The sequence below is a fragment of the Pedobacter sp. BMA genome, assembly GCF_001027745.1.
Classification (GTDB): domain Bacteria; phylum Bacteroidota; class Bacteroidia; order Sphingobacteriales; family Sphingobacteriaceae; genus Pedobacter.
Window position 1 is genome coordinate 314,081 of sequence record NZ_LECU01000003.1, and the last position, 20,303, is coordinate 334,383.

The following is a 20,303-nucleotide window of genomic DNA, read 5'->3' on the forward strand; positions in this document are numbered from 1 at the left end:
TATGAAAAACCGTTCTTTATTTAAATGGGTTAATATTTTTCTCCTTCTGGTATTTCACCTTCAGGTAATGGCTCAGGTTAATGTATCCATTCAAATATTACCGCCCTACCCTACAAAGTTTACAGATTATGCTTCAAGGCCACATCTAATGGTTATTTCGGTTACCAATGCTTCCACTACAAATCAAAAGATCCAGCTAAGAGGCACAGTAACCGGAGATAATGGCGTAGTGATTCGGGTGAAACCCGGCTATAGAAGTACCAGCGCAATAGAACTGGGACCTGGGCAAACCCGCTTACTAAATGGAAACGACGTTTCCTATTTCTTTAATTATAACAGACTGGAATATGCAGGGATCACGCAGAGCGAATTCATTAATAAAGGTGGACTGCCGGAAGGCAGGTATCAGTTGTGTATAAGGGCGTTTGATTATGACACAGATGCACCCATTAGCGCAGATGAGCCAGCCGGATGTAGCAATCCTTTTTCGATAGCGAGTTTAGAACCACCTGTAATTTTAAGCCCCAGAGACCAGGATGTGTTATCATCTGATGCAGGACAAATTATTCAGCTGAGATGGAATACACCAGTGGGTACTCCTCCAGGCATCCGGTACCGCATACGGATGGCTGAAGTATTAGGGAATAAAAATCCTAATGATGCCTTGATGACCGCAAGACCGCCTTACTTCTATGAAAAGGAAGTAATGACCAATATGGAAATTTTTAATCCTGCCAGTCCGCAACTTACCCCAGGGAGAACCTATGCGATGATGGTACAGGCCTTTGATCCAAGTAACAATGCCGTGTTTCGGAATAATGGGCAAAGTGAAGTCATTTCTTTTATTTATGGCAAAACTAAAGATAACGTGCAAGCCATTGTAAACAATACCACACCCCTTTCTGCATCCGGCAGAACATTAGATTGCGGGTGTAAGACCACGGTTGCTAATCAAACGGCCATAGATGTGCGGAATAAAACCCTTCAGGAAATCGGGACGATTAAAATCGGAGCGTTTGAACTGACTGTAAGAAATCTGACTAGTGCAAATGCTGATGGGATTTCCGGAAGTGGTAGTGTGAAGCTACCGGCTTTTTTAAGTGGAATGCCCGTTTTCGTAACCTTTAAAGATTTAAAAATAAATGCCTCGAAGCAGGTGATTTCCGGACAGGCCATCGCTGCTTTAGCGGAGGGGGCAGCGAGTTTAATTCCGGCTTATGATCCGAATAAACCTAATGCTACTTTAAATACCGCAAGCCTGGCAGCGTTTACCGATCAGATGGCAGACCCAATGAGGCTGCTCAAAAACTTGAATCCATCTGACCAGATTGGCTATAAACTTCCTTTGGGAATTGATAAAACCATTGGCAATAAACAAACTGTTCTGGCCATAACACAAATGGTTTTCGATGCGCGCCAGGCCGCATTCGATGCGGGTTTTGTTTTGAACATGCCTGATGCAAACCCCGGTGTTGCAGCTTTGGGCGCTTCAAACATATGCTTTAATGAATCAGGTTTATGCGGTCAGGGCAGATTATACCTTTCAGAGGATTTAACTATCAACGTATCGGGGAATGATATTGCATTGAAAGCGAGAAAAAGCGGAAACCTACCGACTGATTCGGGGACTTATGTGGTGTTTGATCAAACGGGTTTCTCGAGACTACGCATACAGGGCGAGTATAGCTTTTCTAAAACCCTGATCAAAGCCCGAACAGGAGACGCAGCCAAAGCCACGATTATAGCGGATGCCATATCGTGGAATGACTGGATTGCATCAGTAAGCCTTTCTGATTTTGAAATGGCAGATAACACTGACTTTGCCTTTAAACCGACAACGTTATTTTATGATCATTCTGATAGCAGAAACCCCGCAAACATGCCTACTGATTATCAGGAGGGAAAACCAGCACAATGGCGGGGCTTTTTTGCACCAAAAATAGCTGTAACACTTCCAGCTGTGTTGAAGCAGGGGAACCAAAGCACTTTATCTATTGAGTCTGAGAATTTAATTATTGATAACCGGGGCGTAACGGGCAATTTGCAGGCCCTGGCTGTGTTTACGCTGGGAAAAGGTACGCTCTCCAGCTGGAGCTGTTCGTTAGACACTGTAAAAATTAACTTTAAATACAATTCCTTTGTAAATGGCCGGATAGCAGGTAAAATTCTTCTTCCTTTTACCGACCAGCAAAAGACATCATCACAGCTGAAATATTCCAGTACCATATCGAGTGATGCAAGCGGGATGAAATACAACTTTAACATTGCTCAGGTGAGTGCCCTTGAAGTTCCCATGTGGTTTGCGAGGTTTAATTTAAACAACAGCAGAATCGAAGTGAATGCAGGTACAGGCATTACAACGAGTGCAATGTTAACCATGAATGGTGCCTTATCCATCGTAACTAAAATACCTGTTGTTGGGAATGTAGATTTTGATCTGGTTAATTTTCAAAACCTTAAGTTTTCAACGAATGCGCCATATTTCGAAAAAGGAACGGTTACATTTGGTCAAAGCAGTCCGCCAAAATTTGTTGGAGGCTTTCCGATTACTTTATCTAAAGCACCATCTCTGGCGAGCGGGGAATCGGGAGAAATTGGTTTATCCTTTCCAATTGCCATTAACTTAGCCGACCTGGCCAGTTTACCTAAGGCGGAAGTAGCCTTTAGCGTATTTGGCAAATTTTCTACCAATAGCCAGGGCAGGCTCGGCTTTGCTTTCAGCAGGGTGAGGGCAGATTCCATCACCGTGGAAGGTAAACTTGCATCCTTCGACATCAAAGGTAAGCTGGGCTTTTTTGAGAACGACCAAAAATGGGGAGATGGCGTTGACGGGTTTTTAAAAGTCGGTTTTCTGAAAGGATTCGAAATCACCGCGAGGGGTTTATTTGGCAAGCGTGAGTATAGTTACTGGTTCTTAGATGCGCGGTTAAACCTTCCTACTCCGGGGATAGTAGTAGGCCCCGGAATCAGTATTTTTGGTTTTGGTGGCGGCGCCTATTATAATCTTATCCCCAACACCGACCCTAAACGCTCGGTTAGCTACAGCTATGCTTCGGATCAGGTTAGAAGTTTATACAGCCCAAACAAAGGCTCCTTAGGCTTTAAAGCAGGCGTAAATCTGGGCACCAGCGATGGCACGATGTTGCTGATGATGGGAGATTTAGAAGCCACCTTCAATTACGAAAACTTTGCCATGCAGGTTTTAAAGATCAATGCAACCGGAGCCTTATTTGCTCCGCCGCCAGGCTTTTCAAATCTTCAGAATGCGATGGCGAAAGCAGGTGCAGATATCTTCTATGATTTTCAGCACAGCGTTTTCAGCGCTAAAGCACAGGTTGACATGAATTATCAGGATATAATTAAAGCGCATTCAGAGTTATCGATTTTATCTGCACCAGACGGCTGGCACTTTAAAATCGGAGATGCGGGAACGCCGAGCACATGGACATCGATCGAGATGATGAAGATTTTCAAAGGGTCGTTCTACATGAACGTGGGAAATAAAGACATGAGCTTTTCGCCGAGAATGAACGCGCTCATGAAAGACATATTTCCGGGTGGAGACATGAACAATCCAAGTGGCTTTTTCTTTGGAGCGGACCAAAAATTAATTGACATAGATTTAAAATTCCTGATCTTTTACCTTAAACTGAATGCAGGTTTCAACTTCGATGTTGCCCTGATTAATACGAGAAACATGAACGTGGAGTGTGAGGGAACAAATGGTAAAATAGGGCTCGATGGCTATTACGCTACCGGCCGGGCACAGGCCTATGTGTATGGGGAATTTGGATTATTTATTGATGCATGGTTTTTCAAAGGGAAAGTGAGCGCGGGGAGCCTTGGTGTGAACGCCGGTGTGAATGTAGGGCTTCCTAATCCAACCTGGCTGGAAGGATGGGTAAATGCCAGATACAGTGTACTTAATAACCTGGTTTCAGGAAATATGAGATTTAGAGCCAGTGTAGGAAAAAAGTGTACAATAGATGTTAACCCTTTCGCCGGTTTGCCAATTATTTCAGAGCTAAAACCAGCAGAAAACGAGCAGAAAGTTTCAATATTATCAGACATGACTGCTGCCTTAAACTATTATGTAAACAGGGAATTTGAGGTAGCTACAGTTGATGACCAGGGTTATGAAAAAAACATCAAATTTAAGGCAGTGATTAGAAAAATCACCCTAAATGGTTCTGGCTTTTCGGCGATTTACACCAATGACGTAAATGACATTACAGGCGGAAATGCCAAAATATCCCTCAAGAGAGACAAGGAAGCTGTCTTTTTTGGATGGCAGGAAGCCTTACCTGGAAAAACGAGAATGGAACTGGTTGTACAGGCCGAAGGCTATAAGTGGGAAAATAACAGGTGGATGCTTATGGCGGGTTCTGAGCAGGAGAAAAAGGTGAGTTTTACTACGGGCGACTGCCCAAAAAACCTGCAGGGTGCAGCAGACGGTATTCAGATTGTTGTAGGTAGCTATCCTTTTAAAGGCCAGCAATTCTTTACGCCAAAACATGAAGCTAAAGGTTACCTTTGGTTGAAACTGGCTCTTCCATGCCTGGCGGCTAATAACCAGGCGGGTTCAACAACCAGTAAAACGCTTGCAATATTCCGTTCTTTAACCGATACGATAGAGGTAGCTGTAAATATTGAAGGCAATAAAATTACCTACCCGATTCCGCCTGATTTGAAGCCAGGAACAATGTACAGAATGCAGGTTGTGCATCGCATTAGTCCTCCAGGCATGAGTTTAACCACAACAACTTTATCGTTGGCACTGGGCAATCAGAATGCAGGACCACAGTTTATTGGTAATGCCAGTATGAACGTGCCTTTAGGATCAAACGTAAATCCACCTGGGGCGAAAGCTTTGAATAATGCTGCAATATCAGTTGAAGTTAACCAAAGCTTCCAGCAATCGGCCAGTGCTTCGAGCTTACAGCTCGGAGATGGCAACACCATAGAAAATGCAGTAAGCAAGGCCTCTGCCAGCATGCGTACAAGGGAAGAAGTGATGTACACTTTATACTTCAAAACTTCCAAATATCAGACTTTGGAAGAAAAGGTAAACGCATTTAACGTTAATAAGAAGCTTAATTATGAGCTGCTGAACGTTTCAAACTTTACCATCAATTCAAGTGAGGAGTTTGATGAATATGAATTGCATGGATGGAACTATCCCGGTGCCACAGCTAACTACATCATTCCGCCGCTACTGGAATTCAGGGAACAGCTCAACACTAACACCTGGATCAATAATCACGTGAGGGAGGTTGCCAGAAACTTTTACAGCCTTAATTTACATGCAGAATTTCCGGTAGGTACCAATTTCGACTATGATATACTGCCGAAACTGATAGAAGCAAGATTCTGGGATCCACGTGCCTTTAATCTTGTGCAAACCAGGATTGACAAAAGAAATGTAACGGCACCTGTTGCGAGTAAGAAAGCGCTTACACAATTGGAAACCAGGGATTTTGAAGCAAAACTCAATCCCTATAAAAGGGCCATCGACATGAGTTCAAATTTCACAGGGTCTACATTAGTTCTGCAATCGAATATTAACCTAAAATGATGATCAGCATGAAAAGGTACAAACTAATTATATTGACATGTATTGTTTTCCCTATGGCCGCCCGGGCGCAGATTAAAATGAATATGAATTTGGCTACCTCGGCATTAAACAGCAATGTCACGCAGTCGGTTGTACTTAATACCGTAAATAATACCCAATCCGGTTATTCCAATAATCTGATAGAGACAGTATCTGGCAACCTCAGCGCATCTGCTGCAGGAGTAGTTAATTCTGGTGCGATGGTGAATACGTTTAATACCATTTCAAGCCGGTTTGGCTATTACTCCCCCTTCTATGCACAGCTTATTACTGTTGATATTTACAGCAGATACTATTTAAATGTTCCCATACATAAATACTTAGCTCCGTATGGTCAATATTACCTGCAGGATCCAAGAGTGGCGCAATCCATTTTAGATCAGGTGTTACCCGCTTACAGATACTTTGCAAACAATAAACCCGGGTATTTACCTTATCAGAGTGACAGGCCCGCCAGCGTACATATCGATGTTGGCGTCACAAAACCTGTATCGTTACAGGTTGATCCGGCATATCAGGCGTACTGGCTTTACAATACGCGGTTTGTAAGAACTTTTTCGTTAACCTATTAATTTGAATTTTATGCATAAGCTGAGTTTTATCTTCGCGATATTATTTGTTTTTACACTGAGTACCAGGGCACAGGAAATCAAATCCGGAGATAGTGTAAAGTATGTAAATAAACTGCTGGTCATAAGCAAGTATATTGGCGACTCTGTGGTAGTCCGGTGGACTGCACCAAGCTATCCTTTGTGGATGGCGGTACGCAAAGCGGGGGTTGAAGTTTTCCGGGCAGAATTTAATGCCACCACAAATTCTCTACAGGCGGAAACCAAATTAACGGTATCGCCGCTAAAACCAATGACTTTAGCCGCTATGAAGCTACATTTTAAACCCAATGATACAACTGCAGCTATGGCCGCACAAATATTATATGGGGGTGTGCTGACTGGCAATCAAACCAGTAAAAATTTAGAAAACCTGGATTTACTGTCAGCTGATCAATCCAACCGATTTGTTTATGCCACTTACCTTGCTGATCTGTATCCGGAAATCGCAAAAGCACTGGCTTTGCGTTTTGTGGATAAATCGGCACAAAAAGGAAAATCTTATCTGTATTATCTTAAATCAGATATCAAAGGCATTAACGGAATGGGGCTTGAGGAAAGTGCAACAATGGTGAATACGACCACTTACATCAAGCCAGAGATTTTACATTCTGTAGATGCCATTGGGCTCGATAAAAATGTGAGGCTGTTTTGGAACAGACTTGAAGGAGACTCCAAATACACGGCCTATCAGATTGAACGAAAAGAAGCTAATAAGCCATATGTAAAAAGAACAACTACACCCTTTGTTAACCCCGATAACCCAAATGATGATAAGGATGATGAAAGTATTGTATTCATGGATAGTATTCCACAGAATTACATTCCTTACACTTATAAAATAAGAGGCATAACGGCCTTTGGTGAATTTGGAGAATGGGTTGAAATCAGCGTAAAGGGCAGAGACCTGACGCCTCCGGTAGCGCCCGCAAATGTAAATGCGGTTTCGCAAGGAGGTAAAAAAGTAAGAATCTCCTGGACAAAACCTTTTAAAGATAAAGATCTGGCAGGCTTTGTAATTGGAAGAAGCGATAATTATGAGGGGCCTTATACCCCTGTTGATGACAAGCTATATGGCATTGGAGATACATTTGCCTTTGATATGAATGCAGATGTGCATCAACGTAATTTCTATCTGGTTTCTGCGGTAGATACTGCTGGAAATGCATCAAGATCTCTCCCGGCTTATGTAACTATAGCAGATAGCACTGCACCGGCAAAGCCAATGGGTTTAACTGCGTTAATTGATTCGCTAGGTGTGGTAAAACTCCATTGGGATATGGGTACAGAGGCAGACTTATCTGGTTACAATATTTACCGTGCCAATAGTCCTAAAGAGCAATTTAGTGTAATAAATAAAGCGCAGGTTGCTGATAATAATTACATGGATATGGTGGATATCAATTCGCTTACCAGCCATGCATACTATAAAATTGCAGCTTTAGACAAGACCAGTAACCCGAGCGCTTATTCTGAAATGATTGCCGTTAAAAAGCCCGACTATATTCCCCCTACCCCTCCTCAAATCTCTGATTTCTGGATTAGCGAAAACAGTGTGAAGCTTAAATTTATGCCCAGTAACAGCAGCGACCTGAAAGCCTATTTCATTTATAGGAAAACCGACACCGTTTTTGAAAAAATCGGAAGCCTTTCCAAACTTGATAGCATGTATACCGACTTAAAGCTTCCTGAAAAAAGGGTGTTATGGTATTCAATTGCCGCGGTAGACAGTTCGGGTTTGCTATCAGAGCAGTCTTTTCCACAAAGGATACTTTTGGCTACCAGGGCCGTGGATCTTCCGGAATTAAAGTTGAAAGCAGATAAAACAGATAAAGGAGTAGTGCTATCCTGGGATCAAAAAACTTCATTACCTGCCGGGGCTAAACTGATGTTATATAAAAGCTACGGAAATAATGAACTGGAGCAATACAAATTAATAGAGGATTTGAAGCTAAGCTTTACCGATCTGGAATATAGAAAAGGAGATGCGATAAAATATGCAGTTCGCCTGCAGCTTCCAAACGGAAATATGAGTGTGCTTTCGAAGCCAATTGAAATCTCTATGTAAGTTTACCCGTGATTTATTTTCAGGGCAACTACAATTCGTTCAGGTAAGTAAGGGGAAGGTTAAGGACTGCTATAGTGCCTGATTTACCCTCCTGAATAATTTCTTTAATTTCAAAGGAAGCGTTTGCGGCGAGGGTAAGGGCATTAATGGCCTGTATTCTATCTTCAATTCCCTTTATGGCAAGCGATTTTTGTTTTAGCATATTGTTTACCTTTTGACGCCTTGCTTTGCCGAGACCAATTCCGTTATCACTAACTGTAAAACATAAGAGGTTATCATTCTGAGTGAGGGTAACTTTAACAACACCATCTGCCTGCGGGTAATTCCTGAGCCCGTGGTGGATTGCATTTTCGATCAAAGGCTGGAATAACATTGGTGGAACGGTGAGCTTCGCCATATCGATGTGCTCATCGTAACTGAAATCGAAAGCAAACTGATTGCTAAACCGGACAGCCTCCAGCTCAGTGTAGAGCTGAATGGCCTTCCATTCCCGTTCGGCAGATACCAAACTCTGTGTTGAATTTTCCAAAACCAGCCGGCAAAGGCTGGCAAATTTCTGTACCATTAAACTGGCTTGTTTTGCATCATGATCAACAATAAAAGACTCTATGGAATTTAATACATTGAAAATAAAATGAGGATTCATTTGTGCCCTGATTGCAGTTAGTTCACTTTCTACAAGTTTTTGTCTGAATGATGACTCAGACCGAATAAAATCAATTCTTTTTCTTACTAGAAGAGTAACGATGGCGATAACTGTAAGGCCTGTTATAATTTTAAAAAGAAGTGTTTCATACCAGTGGGGCATAACGGTGATATACAATTTTTCCTCCCGGCTAAATACATTATCATTATTACTGCCTTTGATAGACAATTTATAGTCGCCCTCGGGAAGGCCTGCCAGGGCAATATCACCATTTTTGACCCTTTGCCAATGGGCATCGTTTCCAAGGCGATAGAAATAGCTGTTTTGTTGCGGTGCAGTGTAGTTACTGATAGTGAAATGAATATTGATAATTTTGGTTCCGGGTGAGAAGCTTATGGTTTTTTTTCTGTCTTTACCCTCAACCTGCTGCCTTTGTCCATCTGCACTTACACTTACCAGTACCACTTCGGGCATCATGGTATTTGTTTTTACCTGATAGGGATTGAAACGAGTAACAAAACCACTAAACCCTAAAAGGAAATTGCCTTTGCTATCTTTTTCAAAAAACCCATGTCCCTCATACTGAAAAGGAAGTCCGTTATTGATATTAAAGAAGGTGAATTTCTTTTTCCTATCGTACTTAATGATGCCTTGTTGAGATGGGATCCATAAATTGCCAAGTGAATCTACCAGGATTCGTTTTAGATAGTTTTCTGGCAAGCCCATCTTGTTATTAATCAGTAAGCCTGTGCCGCTTGCTTTGTTTATTTTGACCAATCCAACATCAGATACGGCCCATACCGTATTGTCGCTATCCTGTGTAAGATCAGTTACCCAGGTAACATTAACTTCTTTGCCTGAGGAATTACGAACAATGACTTTTTTGAAACAGTCTTGTTTTGGCAAATAATAACTGATTCCCCTTGTTGCTCCAACCCAGAGAATGTCGTCCTGATCCAGGTAACAGGCATATACTACACCATCAATCTTTTTTCCATCGGGTTTATAATTCTTCAAGAATTTGCCTTTAAGCGGATCGAATATATAGATGCCATTGCCACGTGCCCTAAGCCAGAACAACCCGTCTTTTCTTTTATAAATTTTTGATATTGCAAGGTTGCTTTTGTTGCTAAGATCTACATCCGGCAGAAAATAAGAATCATATTTGTTTATCTTTTTTCTAATCAGTCCGGAGTCGGTGCTGAACCATAAACTACCTTTTTCATCCTTATAGATACTGTTCACTGATTTGCTCAATTCACTTTTAGCACCCGGGGGCACCTTTTCAAGGTGTTCTTTTAGATTCCATTCTTTATCGTATAAGTACACACCCTTGGCAAAGTACCCGGTGAGGTAAAACATATCCTCGGTTTCAAGCATGTTATTTGGAAGTCCGAACAGCTTGGGATTCATAAAACCTGACTGCTGATAAAGTGGCAGGTTTTCGAAATTCTGCAAAAAGGGATCAATAATGTTGATACCCTCATCGGTTGATAGCCACAGCCTGTTTTGCTTGTCTTTTGCAATGTGATAGATTGTAAAGCCTTTGAGTGATGATGGGTTTAAGTGATCAAAACGATACTCCTTATACCGATTACTTTTTACATCCTTAAGAATTAAACCGCCTGCCGCTCCAATGCAGAGCCAGCTTTTATTCTGATTGTCTGTCCATTCAATAAGATCATTTATTTTGGTATCATGTTCATTAAAAAGGTTTGGCATGATGCATTCAAATTTACGCGATTGAAAATCGAATACCCGTAACCCGCCTCCCTTGGTACCGACATAAATTGCACCGTTGGCTGCCTGATAAAATGCAGTATTTAAACTCGCATTGTGCTGACTGTAAAATTCCAGTTGATGGCTTTTTTCATTAACCAGGTATAAACCAAAGGCACTTAACGCCCAGATTCGATGTTTACGATCTTCTTTAACAATGGTAAAGGTGTTATGGTAATGATCCGGATCAGGAACATTTAGCGCCGGTGCAGCGTATGTAATAAATTGTTTGGTTTTTCGGTTAAATCGCTGTACACCTGCCCAGGTAGCTATCCATAATGTACCTTTGCTGTCTATAAGCGGATAACACTTCTCATTGCTTGCCAAAGTGTTCCTGTTACCTGGCTGGTGGAAGTAATTTACTGACTTCCCGGTTTCGGGATTAAAATGTGATAAACCGTTCAATGAGCCCAGCCATAAGGTATTATCGCGATCCTCGGTAATTGATTCCAGGGCATCATTCGCAATCGAAGTACTATCATCATCATCGTGATGGTAAACCGTTACACCTGTTCCATCATATTTATTCAAACCCTTTGAGGTTGCAATCCACACTATACCATTCCGGGCAATGTAAACACTGCGAATGGCGTTGGTGCTCAACCCGTCCTTTACCGTTAACTGATTAAACTTTAAAGCAGGAAACTCCTGTGCGCGTGCAGACCAGCTGCAAATCATAACCGTGAAATAAAGAAAACAACATTTCATGCTAGAAGAGTCTTTTCATCAGTTCATCTTTTCTAAGCGGAGACACCTCGACTTCAGCTCCGTCAGTAAATTCGAGCGTTCCCCCGTCTCCTTTTTTATACTTCACCACATAATGTAAGTTTACAATTACCGATCTGCTGATCCGGATAAAATGCTCATCATCAAGCACAGCCTCGTACTCCTTCAATGTTTTAGATACCACAATTTTCCTTGAATCGGCCAGGATAAAAACACTGTAATTGCTCATTGCCTCCACTCTGGTGATGGTAGATTTTTCCACAAGATACACTCCCTCTGCAGTGATGAGGGACAAGCGGTGGCTGGAAAATTTGCCTGGTTTTTCTTCTCTTACGTTCGGTTTTCCGGATAAACGTTTTCTTAGCCGGTCAATGGCTTTTTGCAGTTCTTGCTGATCAACAGGTTTCAGAAGATAATCGACCGCACTCAAGCGCAAGGCCTCAAGAGTATAGTGCCCAAATGCCGTAGTAAAAATTACTTCAAACTTAAAAGTTCCCAAATGTTCAAGAAATTGAAAGCCATTCATTCCTGGCATTTCAACGTCTAAAAAAAGAACATCAGGCTTTATAGCTTCGATTGAAGCAAGCGCTAATACCGGATCGTTGAATACAGCTTCTACAGACAATACACCGGCAAACTCTTCAAGCTTGTGGCTTAAAAGTTTACTTCCCCTGATCTCGTCATCCAAAATAACTGCTTTTAACATCTTTGAGATTTGGTCTTAAATTTCGTCTATTTAATCTGGCTACACAAATTGCTGTCTGATAAAATGTTCAGCAATTTAGTGACTAGTCTTTCGCCAGGCTAGTCACCTATTGCTTAAACCCTATTCAAAACTGATTACATCGTAAATAAGCGCTAAAAACAGATGCTTTTATCTGCTGCTTAGTAAATAAGTACTTATAATGAGTGAAACTGTGATTTGAATTAGCGAGCCTGGGTTAAAGAATTTTCTTTTACCATTTATATTAAGATTTAGCAAACCGGACTATCGGTTTTTAGCAAAATAAAGTCTATATTTACATACGTCGTCCCAACGCTTTTGATTTGCTTATTATTCACCCTATAGTAAGAAATTATGAATACAGAAACTGATGCGCTTATTTTAGCTCAATGTCCCAAATGTAAAAGCAAAGAAACCAGAAGAGTAAACCGCGGTTCGCTATTAAAAAACCTGCTTCCCTTTTTACCCGCAAAACGTTTTAAATGTTATAGCTGCTACACCAAGTTTTATAAGTGGGGCTAGGCTGATCCGTAAAAGCAAAATACTTTATCCGATTGGTGCAATGAAAAAGGTGAAGCTATAGTTTGCGGCGGGGATTAAGTATTTCTTCATGGCCGTAGATCTCCAGCTATCGATACCGCCTACTCCCATTTGTTTCAAGTCAATATTCAATTGAGTTTGGGGTCTGGGAATTAAATCTGCAGCATGGCGCTGATGCCTTTTTTCACCGTCATCTAAATCAGCATCAAAATAGTGCAACGCACTTATACTGAGTGCCTGAGGAGCAGTCACAGCAATACCTTTACCACTGCTATCCATTAGTTTAAACCACCTTACATCTGTTTTATTGCCCGTTTCCTGGGGAGTTACATAGGGAAAATATTGTGCTGATACGGTTTGATGGTAAAGTGCAACATCAGCAGAAAAATTCCGGTCCTGGTAATTTTCATGAGGTCCCCTGCCATAATATTCTATTTGTTCAAATCCGGCCGGTAAAATCCATTGCATGCCAAAACGGGGCAACATTTCCTTTACTTTCGCCGTATCCAGCTGAATCTGCGCATCAACCTTTATCTCTCCGGCACCATTAATCAGGTAACTGAGCGACAAGGAAGAAGATGGCATATTCAAATCGTATTTGCTGGTTACCAACACATTTTCGCCCTGCTTCACCGCTTTGAATGCGGTTAGCTTTGCTTTACTCCATGCGTCTTTCCAGGCCTTAAGCTTAACCTGCAGATTGGCACCAAAGTCGTTGTCATTGGGCGCACGCCAGAAATTAGGTTTAAATCCGAAGCCAGCATCCAGAAATGCCTTTCCATTAATTTCGTATCCTGTTAGCTGCCCGCTTTGTTTATCAAAGGTTATATTCGCCCGTTGTGACCGGATGACAAGCTGCGATTGCTGCTCCGTAAATTTTACGTCTGCTCCTTTGGCCAGCACCTGCTGATATGGAAAGTTTCCACCCAGAAAGAGTTGTTCACTGGCGATGATATGACCTGCCGGCAACAACTGGTCTTGTTTTTTTAATCTGTAGGTGAGGCTGAGGTATTGTTCCCCCTCATTACCTGACTTGATATCTATTCGGTAATCCCGGTTCCCTTGTGCCGGAATTTCGAGCTGATCGATAATGCCTTTTTGTACTGAAGTGCCGTTATTGGTTATTTCCCATTCCAGTTGTACGTTTTCCAGGCCAGTAAAAAACTTCTCATTATAAATATTGATCACACCTGGCGATTTTAAGGTAGTATGGATATCCTGATACACCTTTTTCACTTCCCAGGCATGTGGATATGGGGTTCGGTTTGCATAGAATATCCCTTTTGCTGCATAATTCCAGTCGGTAATGGCTTCTTTGGGTTCATAATCTCCTCCATAGGTATAAACTGTATCGCCTTTGGCATTTACCCATTGAAAACACTGATCGACAAAATCCCAGATGAAGCCTCCCTGGAAAACCTTTTTATTTTTCCTGATGATATCCCAGTAATCGGTAAAGTTACCGAGGGAATTGCCCATAGCATGTGCATATTCGCACATGATAAATGGACGCTGTGGTGATGGATTTGCCTTTGCATAAGCAATCATCCCATCCGGAGTGGGGTACATCGGGCAAATGATGTCAGAATTCCATTCATAACTAAATGTGCGATAATCTGCCACGGCACGTTCATATTGTATTGGCCTCGACTGATCTCTTTTTTTCATCCACAAATAGCAGCTGTAAAAATTGTACCCATTACCTGCTTCATTGCCCATACTCCAGGTAACAATAGAGGCGTGATTTTTATCCCGCTCCATCATCCTTTGTACACGCATTAAATGAGCCGATACCCAGGTTGGCCGGTTGGCCATGGTTTTAGTGATGTCGTAACCCATACCGTGCGATTCGATATTGGCTTCTCCGATAACATACAATCCATATTGATCGCAGAGATCCAGCCAGGTTTCGCTGTTGGGATAATGACTGGTCCTTACGGCGTTGATGTTGAATTTTTTCATGAGCCGGATATCTCGAAGCATGGCAGCTTTGGAGATGACGTGGCCGCTAATGGGATCTGTTTCATGCCGGTTAATTCCCTTAAGTAAAACCGGCTGGCCATTTACCATGAAAAGGCCATTCTTAATTTCTACTTTCCGCAGCCCTACTTGTTGGGGGATTAGCTCTGTAATCGTCCCTGCACTGTTTTTTAATTTAATGGTTAGCTCATAAAGCGAAGGACTTTCAGCACTCCATAAACTCGGCTTGGCGACATTAATTTCGCAGGAAATATGCTGCTGATCAACCTTTATTTCTTTTTGCGCTACTGGTTGTCCCTTAAATTTTAAATCAAGCTGAACAGTGTAGCCTTTAGCTGGCTGACTGAATTGCAGCGATACATCAATTTTTGCATGCTGAAATGTACTATCGATTTGCGGCCTAATTTCAATATCGTTGATGTGGATATTATTTCTGGCAAGTAAATAACAATCTCTGGTAATGCCGCTCAAACGCCACATATCCTGATCCTCCAGGTAGTTGCCATCACACCAGCGCATTACTTTCAAAACTATCAGATTTTTGCCAGTCCTGAGGTGCTTAGAAATGTCAAATTCAGAGGGAAGCTTGCTGTCTTCTCCATAGCCCACATACTTTCCGTTTACCCAAACCGAAAGATTTGATTTCGCGGCGCCAATATGCAGGAAGATCCTTTTATTCTTCCATAAGGCTGGAATATTTACCTCACGCCGGTACACCGCTGTTGGGTTAAAATCCATAGGAACAATTGGTGGCTTTACCTTTTTGTCCATCAGGTAGGCAAACTCGAAACCATCGGTGGTGTATATTGGAAAACCATAACCATTCAGTTCCCAGTTGGCAGGCACCGGGAAGTTTTTCCAGCCCTGATCATTTAATCCGGCGGAATAAAAATCCTTTGGAAGTGACGATGGCTTATCTGCCCAGAAGAATTTCCAGGTGCCGTTTAAGTTCAGGTAGTTTGAGGATTGCTGCCATTGCCCTGTGCTAAGCGCCAGATTATTCTCGTAAACAAAATAAGAGGCATGCATGGGTAAACGATTCTCCTCATTCACTTCCTCATTTAACCAGGGTGGAACCTGAGCAAATAAGGTACACATGGATAAAATATGGCAAATGATGGTGAGTAGAAGGACGGAAATCGTTTTGTGAACTGGCATAAAATAATGTGATCTGGCTTGCTGCTGTAATGTATAGCTCTAATCGGTAAAGAAAAGAATTTAATACCAAAATGGCTTCCATTTAATTAGCCACAACATGCATCATATTGATAAGGGGTGCTTCACACCTCTAACAAAAAAGAAGCCTCACATCTATGAAAGGCTTCTTTTTTAATCATTGGCTCCTCTGCTTAACTTAAGCAGAGGGATTTATAAATTAAAGCTGATCTTTAAGTACTACCCATACATTTTCTGCTAAAATCTTATCTCCTTCCGCGGTAGGGTGTATGCCATCGGCCTGATTGAGTTTAGGAACGCCACCTACCTTATCTAGCAGAAATGGTACCAGGGCCATGTTATTCTTACGGGCAAGATCAGGAAATATATTCTTGAAATCATTCGCATATTTAGCACCAAAATTTGGAGGCATTTGCATGCCTGCCATCACCAGCTTCACATCTGGATATTTGGCCTTAACCCGATCAATGATATCCTGAAGATTTTTAATGGTTTGTGCCACAGGCAGCCCCCTTAAGCCATCATTGGCACCCAGCTCTAATACAAAAACATCAACAGGTTGCTTTAATAGCCAGTCGATTCTTGATTTGCCACCAGCCGATGTTTCTCCGCTTAAACCGCCATTAATCACATTATAGGGTAAGTTTAACGAATCAATTCTGTTCTGAATCAGTGCAGGATAGGCTTCTGTAGGATCAAGTCCTAATCCGGCAGTTAAACTGGTGCCGAAAAACAGGATATTTTTAGTTTTGCCGGTTGCCTTCGGCGCAGATTGGTCAACTGAATCTAAATTTTTTTCATCATTGCCGTTGCTCTTTCTGTTTCCACATGCGGCAAACATAAAAACCAAAACAAATAGGCACGCAAAGCGTTTTCGTAACATCATAACTAATTCTATCTCTAATAAAAAACCAGTAACTTAACAGGCAAAGCCAGGTTATGTTTGGCATCAATATCACTCAAATCCCAATACAAGAAATTTGGAAACCATATTAAACATTCGAAATGTAAGCAAAATTTACCAAAGCGCGGGCCAATCGCTCACAGTTCTGGATAACATAAATTTTAATATAGAAAAAGGATCTACTGTAGCCATCACCGGGCCTTCAGGCAGTGGAAAAACAACATTACTGGGATTGTGTGCCGGCCTCGATCAGGCGAGCACGGGTTCGGTTGAACTTCATGGAATTGCCCTGGAAGCCCTTAATGAAGATGAACGGGCAGCGGTAAGAAACCAATATGTAGGCTTTATTTTTCAAAACTTTCAGCTTTTGCCTACCCTAACTGCTTTAGAAAACGTTATGGTTCCCCTGGAACTCAGAGGTGCAAAAAACATTCGCGACCATGCAATGGATTTGCTTGATAAAGTTGGATTGGCCGGAAGATCCCATCACTATCCTGTGCAACTTTCCGGAGGTGAACAACAACGCGTTTCGCTGGCAAGGGCCTTTTCCAGCAAGCCGGCTATTCTTTTTGCTGATGAGCCTACGGGAAACCTGGATGCTGAAACCAGTGAAAAAGTGATCAGGTTACTTTTCGACCTGAACAAAGATGCAGGAACAACCCTGGTAATTGTAACTCACGACCTTGACCTGGCCGCGAGAACGGGAAGAATTATAAAAATTAAGGGCGGAACAGTCCTGTCAGATGAAAAAACCAATGATGCCTGATTCAGTTTTAACACCGAAAGTAAGATTGTCGTGGCTCCTGAAAATGGCGTGGCGGGATAGCAGAAAGAACAGATCGAGACTGCTGTTGTTTATTTCATCAATTGTTTTAGGGATTGCAGCGCTTGTGGCTGTTTACTCGTTTAAAGATAACCTGCAACGCGATATCGATGGCCAGGCGAAGGAACTTACCGGAGCAGATCTGGTACTGGAAAGCAGAAAAGGGGTGAGCAAAGCCATGCAGGCCATGCTGGATAGCCTTGGTGATGAACGTTCGCAGGAGAAAACATTCGCCTCCATGATTTATTTTCAGCAAGGCGGCGGGAGCCGGCTGGTACAAATGAAAGCACTGGAAGGCAGATACCCTTATTATGGCAGTATTGAAACAGTTCCTGCTGAAGCCGCAGCTCACTTTCAGGAAGGGAGAAATGCGCTGGTAGATCAAACGCTGATGTTGCAGTATAATGCGAAAGTCGGCGATTCGGTAAAAGTAGGTGATCTTAATTTTAAAATTACAGGCTCTATCACCAAGGCGCCGGGACAAACCGGTATTGCCTCAAGCGTGGCACCTACAGTATATATTCCTTTAACTTATCTCGAAAAAACGAACCTGATCAAAACCGGCAGCAGGCTCAACAATAAGTTTTACTTCAGGTACGATAATCCATCCGGCGTTGATGCATGGGTAAAACAGAATGAGCAAAAGCTCGAAAAAGAAGGCTTCGATGCTGATACTGTTGAATCGAGAAAAGAACAGACAGGTAGGTCGTTCAAAGACGTAAATCGCTTTCTGGCGTTAGCGGGTTTTATTGCCTTGTTGCTTGGATGCGTAGGGGTAGGTAGCGCCATTCACGTTTACATCCAGGAAAAACTAAGTGCAGTTGCCACATTAAGGTGTCTTGGTTTAAAATCCAGACACGCTTTTTTCATCTATCTGATACAGGTTTTCTTCATTGGGCTGATCGCCGCTGTATTAGGCGCTATTATCGGTACGGGGATACAGTTTCTTCTGCCTCTGGTGCTTAAAGATTTCCTTCCGGTAGAAATTACCATGCAGGTTTCATGGCCGGCAGTTGCCCAGGGTATTCTATTGGGACTCATTATATCCGTTTTATTCGCTCTACCATCATTGTTAGGGGTTAGGAAGATATCTCCGCTGAATGCCATTCGATTGTCTTTCGAAAAATCAGCATCAAGGCGCGACCCCCTGATCTGGTTTATTTATTTGCTGATGCTACTATTCATAGTTGGTTTCACTCACCTTCAAATGAAAACGTGGATACAAACCCTGATCTTTACCGCCAGCCTGGGAATCGCTTTTCTTTTACTCATTTTACTCTCTAAACTCCTGATGTATCTGGTAAAGAAAATATTGCCAGATTCTGCTAGTTATCTGTGGAGACAGGGATTTGCAAACCTTTACCGACCGAATAATCAAACTTTGATGCTAACGGTTTCCATTGGATTATCGACAGCTTTTATATGTACTTTATTTTTTGTGCAGGGCATTTTAATGAGCAGGGTAACCCTTTCTTCAGGGAGCAATCAACCCAATATGGTGATGTTCGACATTCAGAACACGCAGAAAGACCGGTTGGATAGCCTCACAAAAGCCTATAAACTTCCGTTAATGAATCAGGTACCGGTGATCACCATGCGCATCGAAGAAATAAACGGCAAAAAGGCCAACGCAGATACCAACAACCGGAGGGCTTATCGAAATGAGATCCGGGCTACCTATCAGGACTCATTAACCGCAGCAGAAAAAATTGTGGAAGGAAAATGGATTGGAAAAATTAAGCCCAATGAAACGATATACATCTCTCTTGATCAGCGTTATGCTCAGCAAATTCATGTTGATATCGACGATAAGATTTTATTTAACGTTCAGGGAATGATGATTCCTACAGTGGTAGGCAGTTTGAGGGAAGTGAACTGGAGCAGGATGCAAACGAATTTCAGGGTCGTGTTTCCAGCAGGTGTTTTAGAGGAAGCCCCACAATTCCATGTGCTGATGACCAGAATTCCATCCAGCGAGCTATCTGCGAAATTTCAGGGTGAGGTGGTAACGAAATTTCCGAATGTATCAGTAATTGATCTGGATCTGGTATTAAAGCTGTTGGATGATATTTTAGGTAAAATAGGCTTTGTGATTCAGTTTATGGCTGGTTTCAGCATGATAACCGGCTGGATTGTATTGGTATCATCGGTGCTGACCAGCAAAAATCAACGCATTAAAGAAAGTATTCTGCTGCGCACAATGGGTGCACACCGCAAGCAGATTCTGGCTATAAATGCGATAGAGTATTTCTTTCTTGGCACCTTCGCTGCCGGAGCGGGATTAATTCTCGCCCTGGGGGGAAGCTGGGCGTTAGCTAAATTCAGCTTTGATGCCGCTTTTTATCCGCCACTTATACCAACAATTCTGCTTTTTGGATCTGTGGTGCTGTTGGTAGTGATTACCGGTGTGCTGAGCACCAGAAGTATTCTAAATCAACCACCATTAAAAATTTTGAGAACTGAAGGGTAGGTCGGATTGTAATCCTGTATTTCAATAATCTGCTGGGGTATCACTGATTACCTAAGGGTGATCTGTTCATATTATGATAATGTTAAATTTTAAGCCAGGGGAACTTTTTCGGAGAAAAGACTGTTTATACTGTTAAAGACGAAACATGAATATCAAGCTCAGAAACACTTTATTATTAGCGACACTCTTCTTTATTGTAGTAACTTATATGGGATTAACCACCTTGTAAGCACATCTCTGTTAAG

The 20,303-nt window shown here is 42.1% G+C and carries 9 protein-coding genes; 5 read left to right on the top strand and 4 right to left on the bottom strand.

Annotated features, from left to right (window positions below):
* Nucleotide 1 precedes the first annotated feature (1 nt).
* The 3 genes from AB669_RS05760 to AB669_RS05770 are packed head-to-tail and all read left to right on the top strand — an operon-like array spanning nucleotide 2 to nucleotide 8,290.
* Nucleotides 2–5,575: a hypothetical protein gene (locus AB669_RS05760; protein ID WP_047798335.1), complete on the top strand. Its 5,574-nt coding sequence runs from the start codon at nucleotides 2–4 to the stop codon at nucleotides 5,573–5,575.
* An 8-nt stretch (nucleotides 5,576–5,583) separates the two neighbouring features.
* Entirely contained in the window at nucleotides 5,584–6,186 is a 603-nt protein-coding gene (locus AB669_RS05765) for a hypothetical protein (protein WP_156166691.1), read from the top strand.
* 10 nt (nucleotides 6,187–6,196) lie between these two features.
* Entirely contained in the window at nucleotides 6,197–8,290 is a 2,094-nt protein-coding gene (locus AB669_RS05770; protein ID WP_047798337.1) for a fibronectin type III domain-containing protein, read from the top strand.
* A 28-nt stretch (nucleotides 8,291–8,318) separates the two neighbouring features.
* Here AB669_RS05770 and AB669_RS05775 read toward each other — a convergent pair whose 3' ends face one another.
* The 4 genes from AB669_RS05775 to AB669_RS05790 all read right to left on the bottom strand — a co-directional run bounded on the left by AB669_RS05775 (nucleotide 8,319) and on the right by AB669_RS05790 (nucleotide 16,702).
* Nucleotides 8,319–11,393, bottom strand: a complete 3,075-nt coding sequence (locus AB669_RS05775; protein WP_047798338.1) for a two-component regulator propeller domain-containing protein — start codon at nucleotides 11,391–11,393, stop codon at nucleotides 8,319–8,321.
* A 31-nt stretch (nucleotides 11,394–11,424) separates the two neighbouring features.
* A complete protein-coding gene (locus tag AB669_RS05780; protein WP_047798339.1) occupies nucleotides 11,425–12,147 on the bottom strand; it encodes a LytTR family DNA-binding domain-containing protein in 723 nt (240 codons plus the stop codon).
* A 564-nt stretch (nucleotides 12,148–12,711) separates the two neighbouring features.
* Nucleotides 12,712–15,843, bottom strand: a complete 3,132-nt coding sequence (locus AB669_RS05785; protein WP_047798340.1) for a glycoside hydrolase family 2 TIM barrel-domain containing protein — start codon at nucleotides 15,841–15,843, stop codon at nucleotides 12,712–12,714.
* Nucleotides 15,844–16,060: 217 nt separating this feature from the next.
* On the bottom strand, nucleotides 16,061–16,702 hold the full coding sequence (locus tag AB669_RS05790) for an arylesterase (protein ID WP_231582627.1): 642 nt from the start codon (nucleotides 16,700–16,702) through the stop codon (nucleotides 16,061–16,063).
* A 139-nt stretch (nucleotides 16,703–16,841) separates the two neighbouring features.
* Between AB669_RS05790 and AB669_RS05795 the strand changes: the two genes are divergently transcribed.
* Nucleotides 16,842–17,531 carry an ABC transporter ATP-binding protein gene (locus tag AB669_RS05795; RefSeq protein ID WP_047798342.1) on the top strand — a complete coding sequence of 230 codons (690 nt, stop codon included), beginning with the start codon at nucleotides 16,842–16,844 and terminating at the stop codon, nucleotides 17,529–17,531.
* Nucleotides 17,521–20,058 carry an ABC transporter permease gene (locus tag AB669_RS05800; protein ID WP_231582628.1) on the top strand — a complete coding sequence of 846 codons (2,538 nt, stop codon included), beginning with the start codon at nucleotides 17,521–17,523 and terminating at the stop codon, nucleotides 20,056–20,058. Before AB669_RS05795 ends, AB669_RS05800 begins: the two co-directional genes overlap by 11 nt.
* Nucleotides 20,059–20,303: the final 245 nt, after the last annotated feature.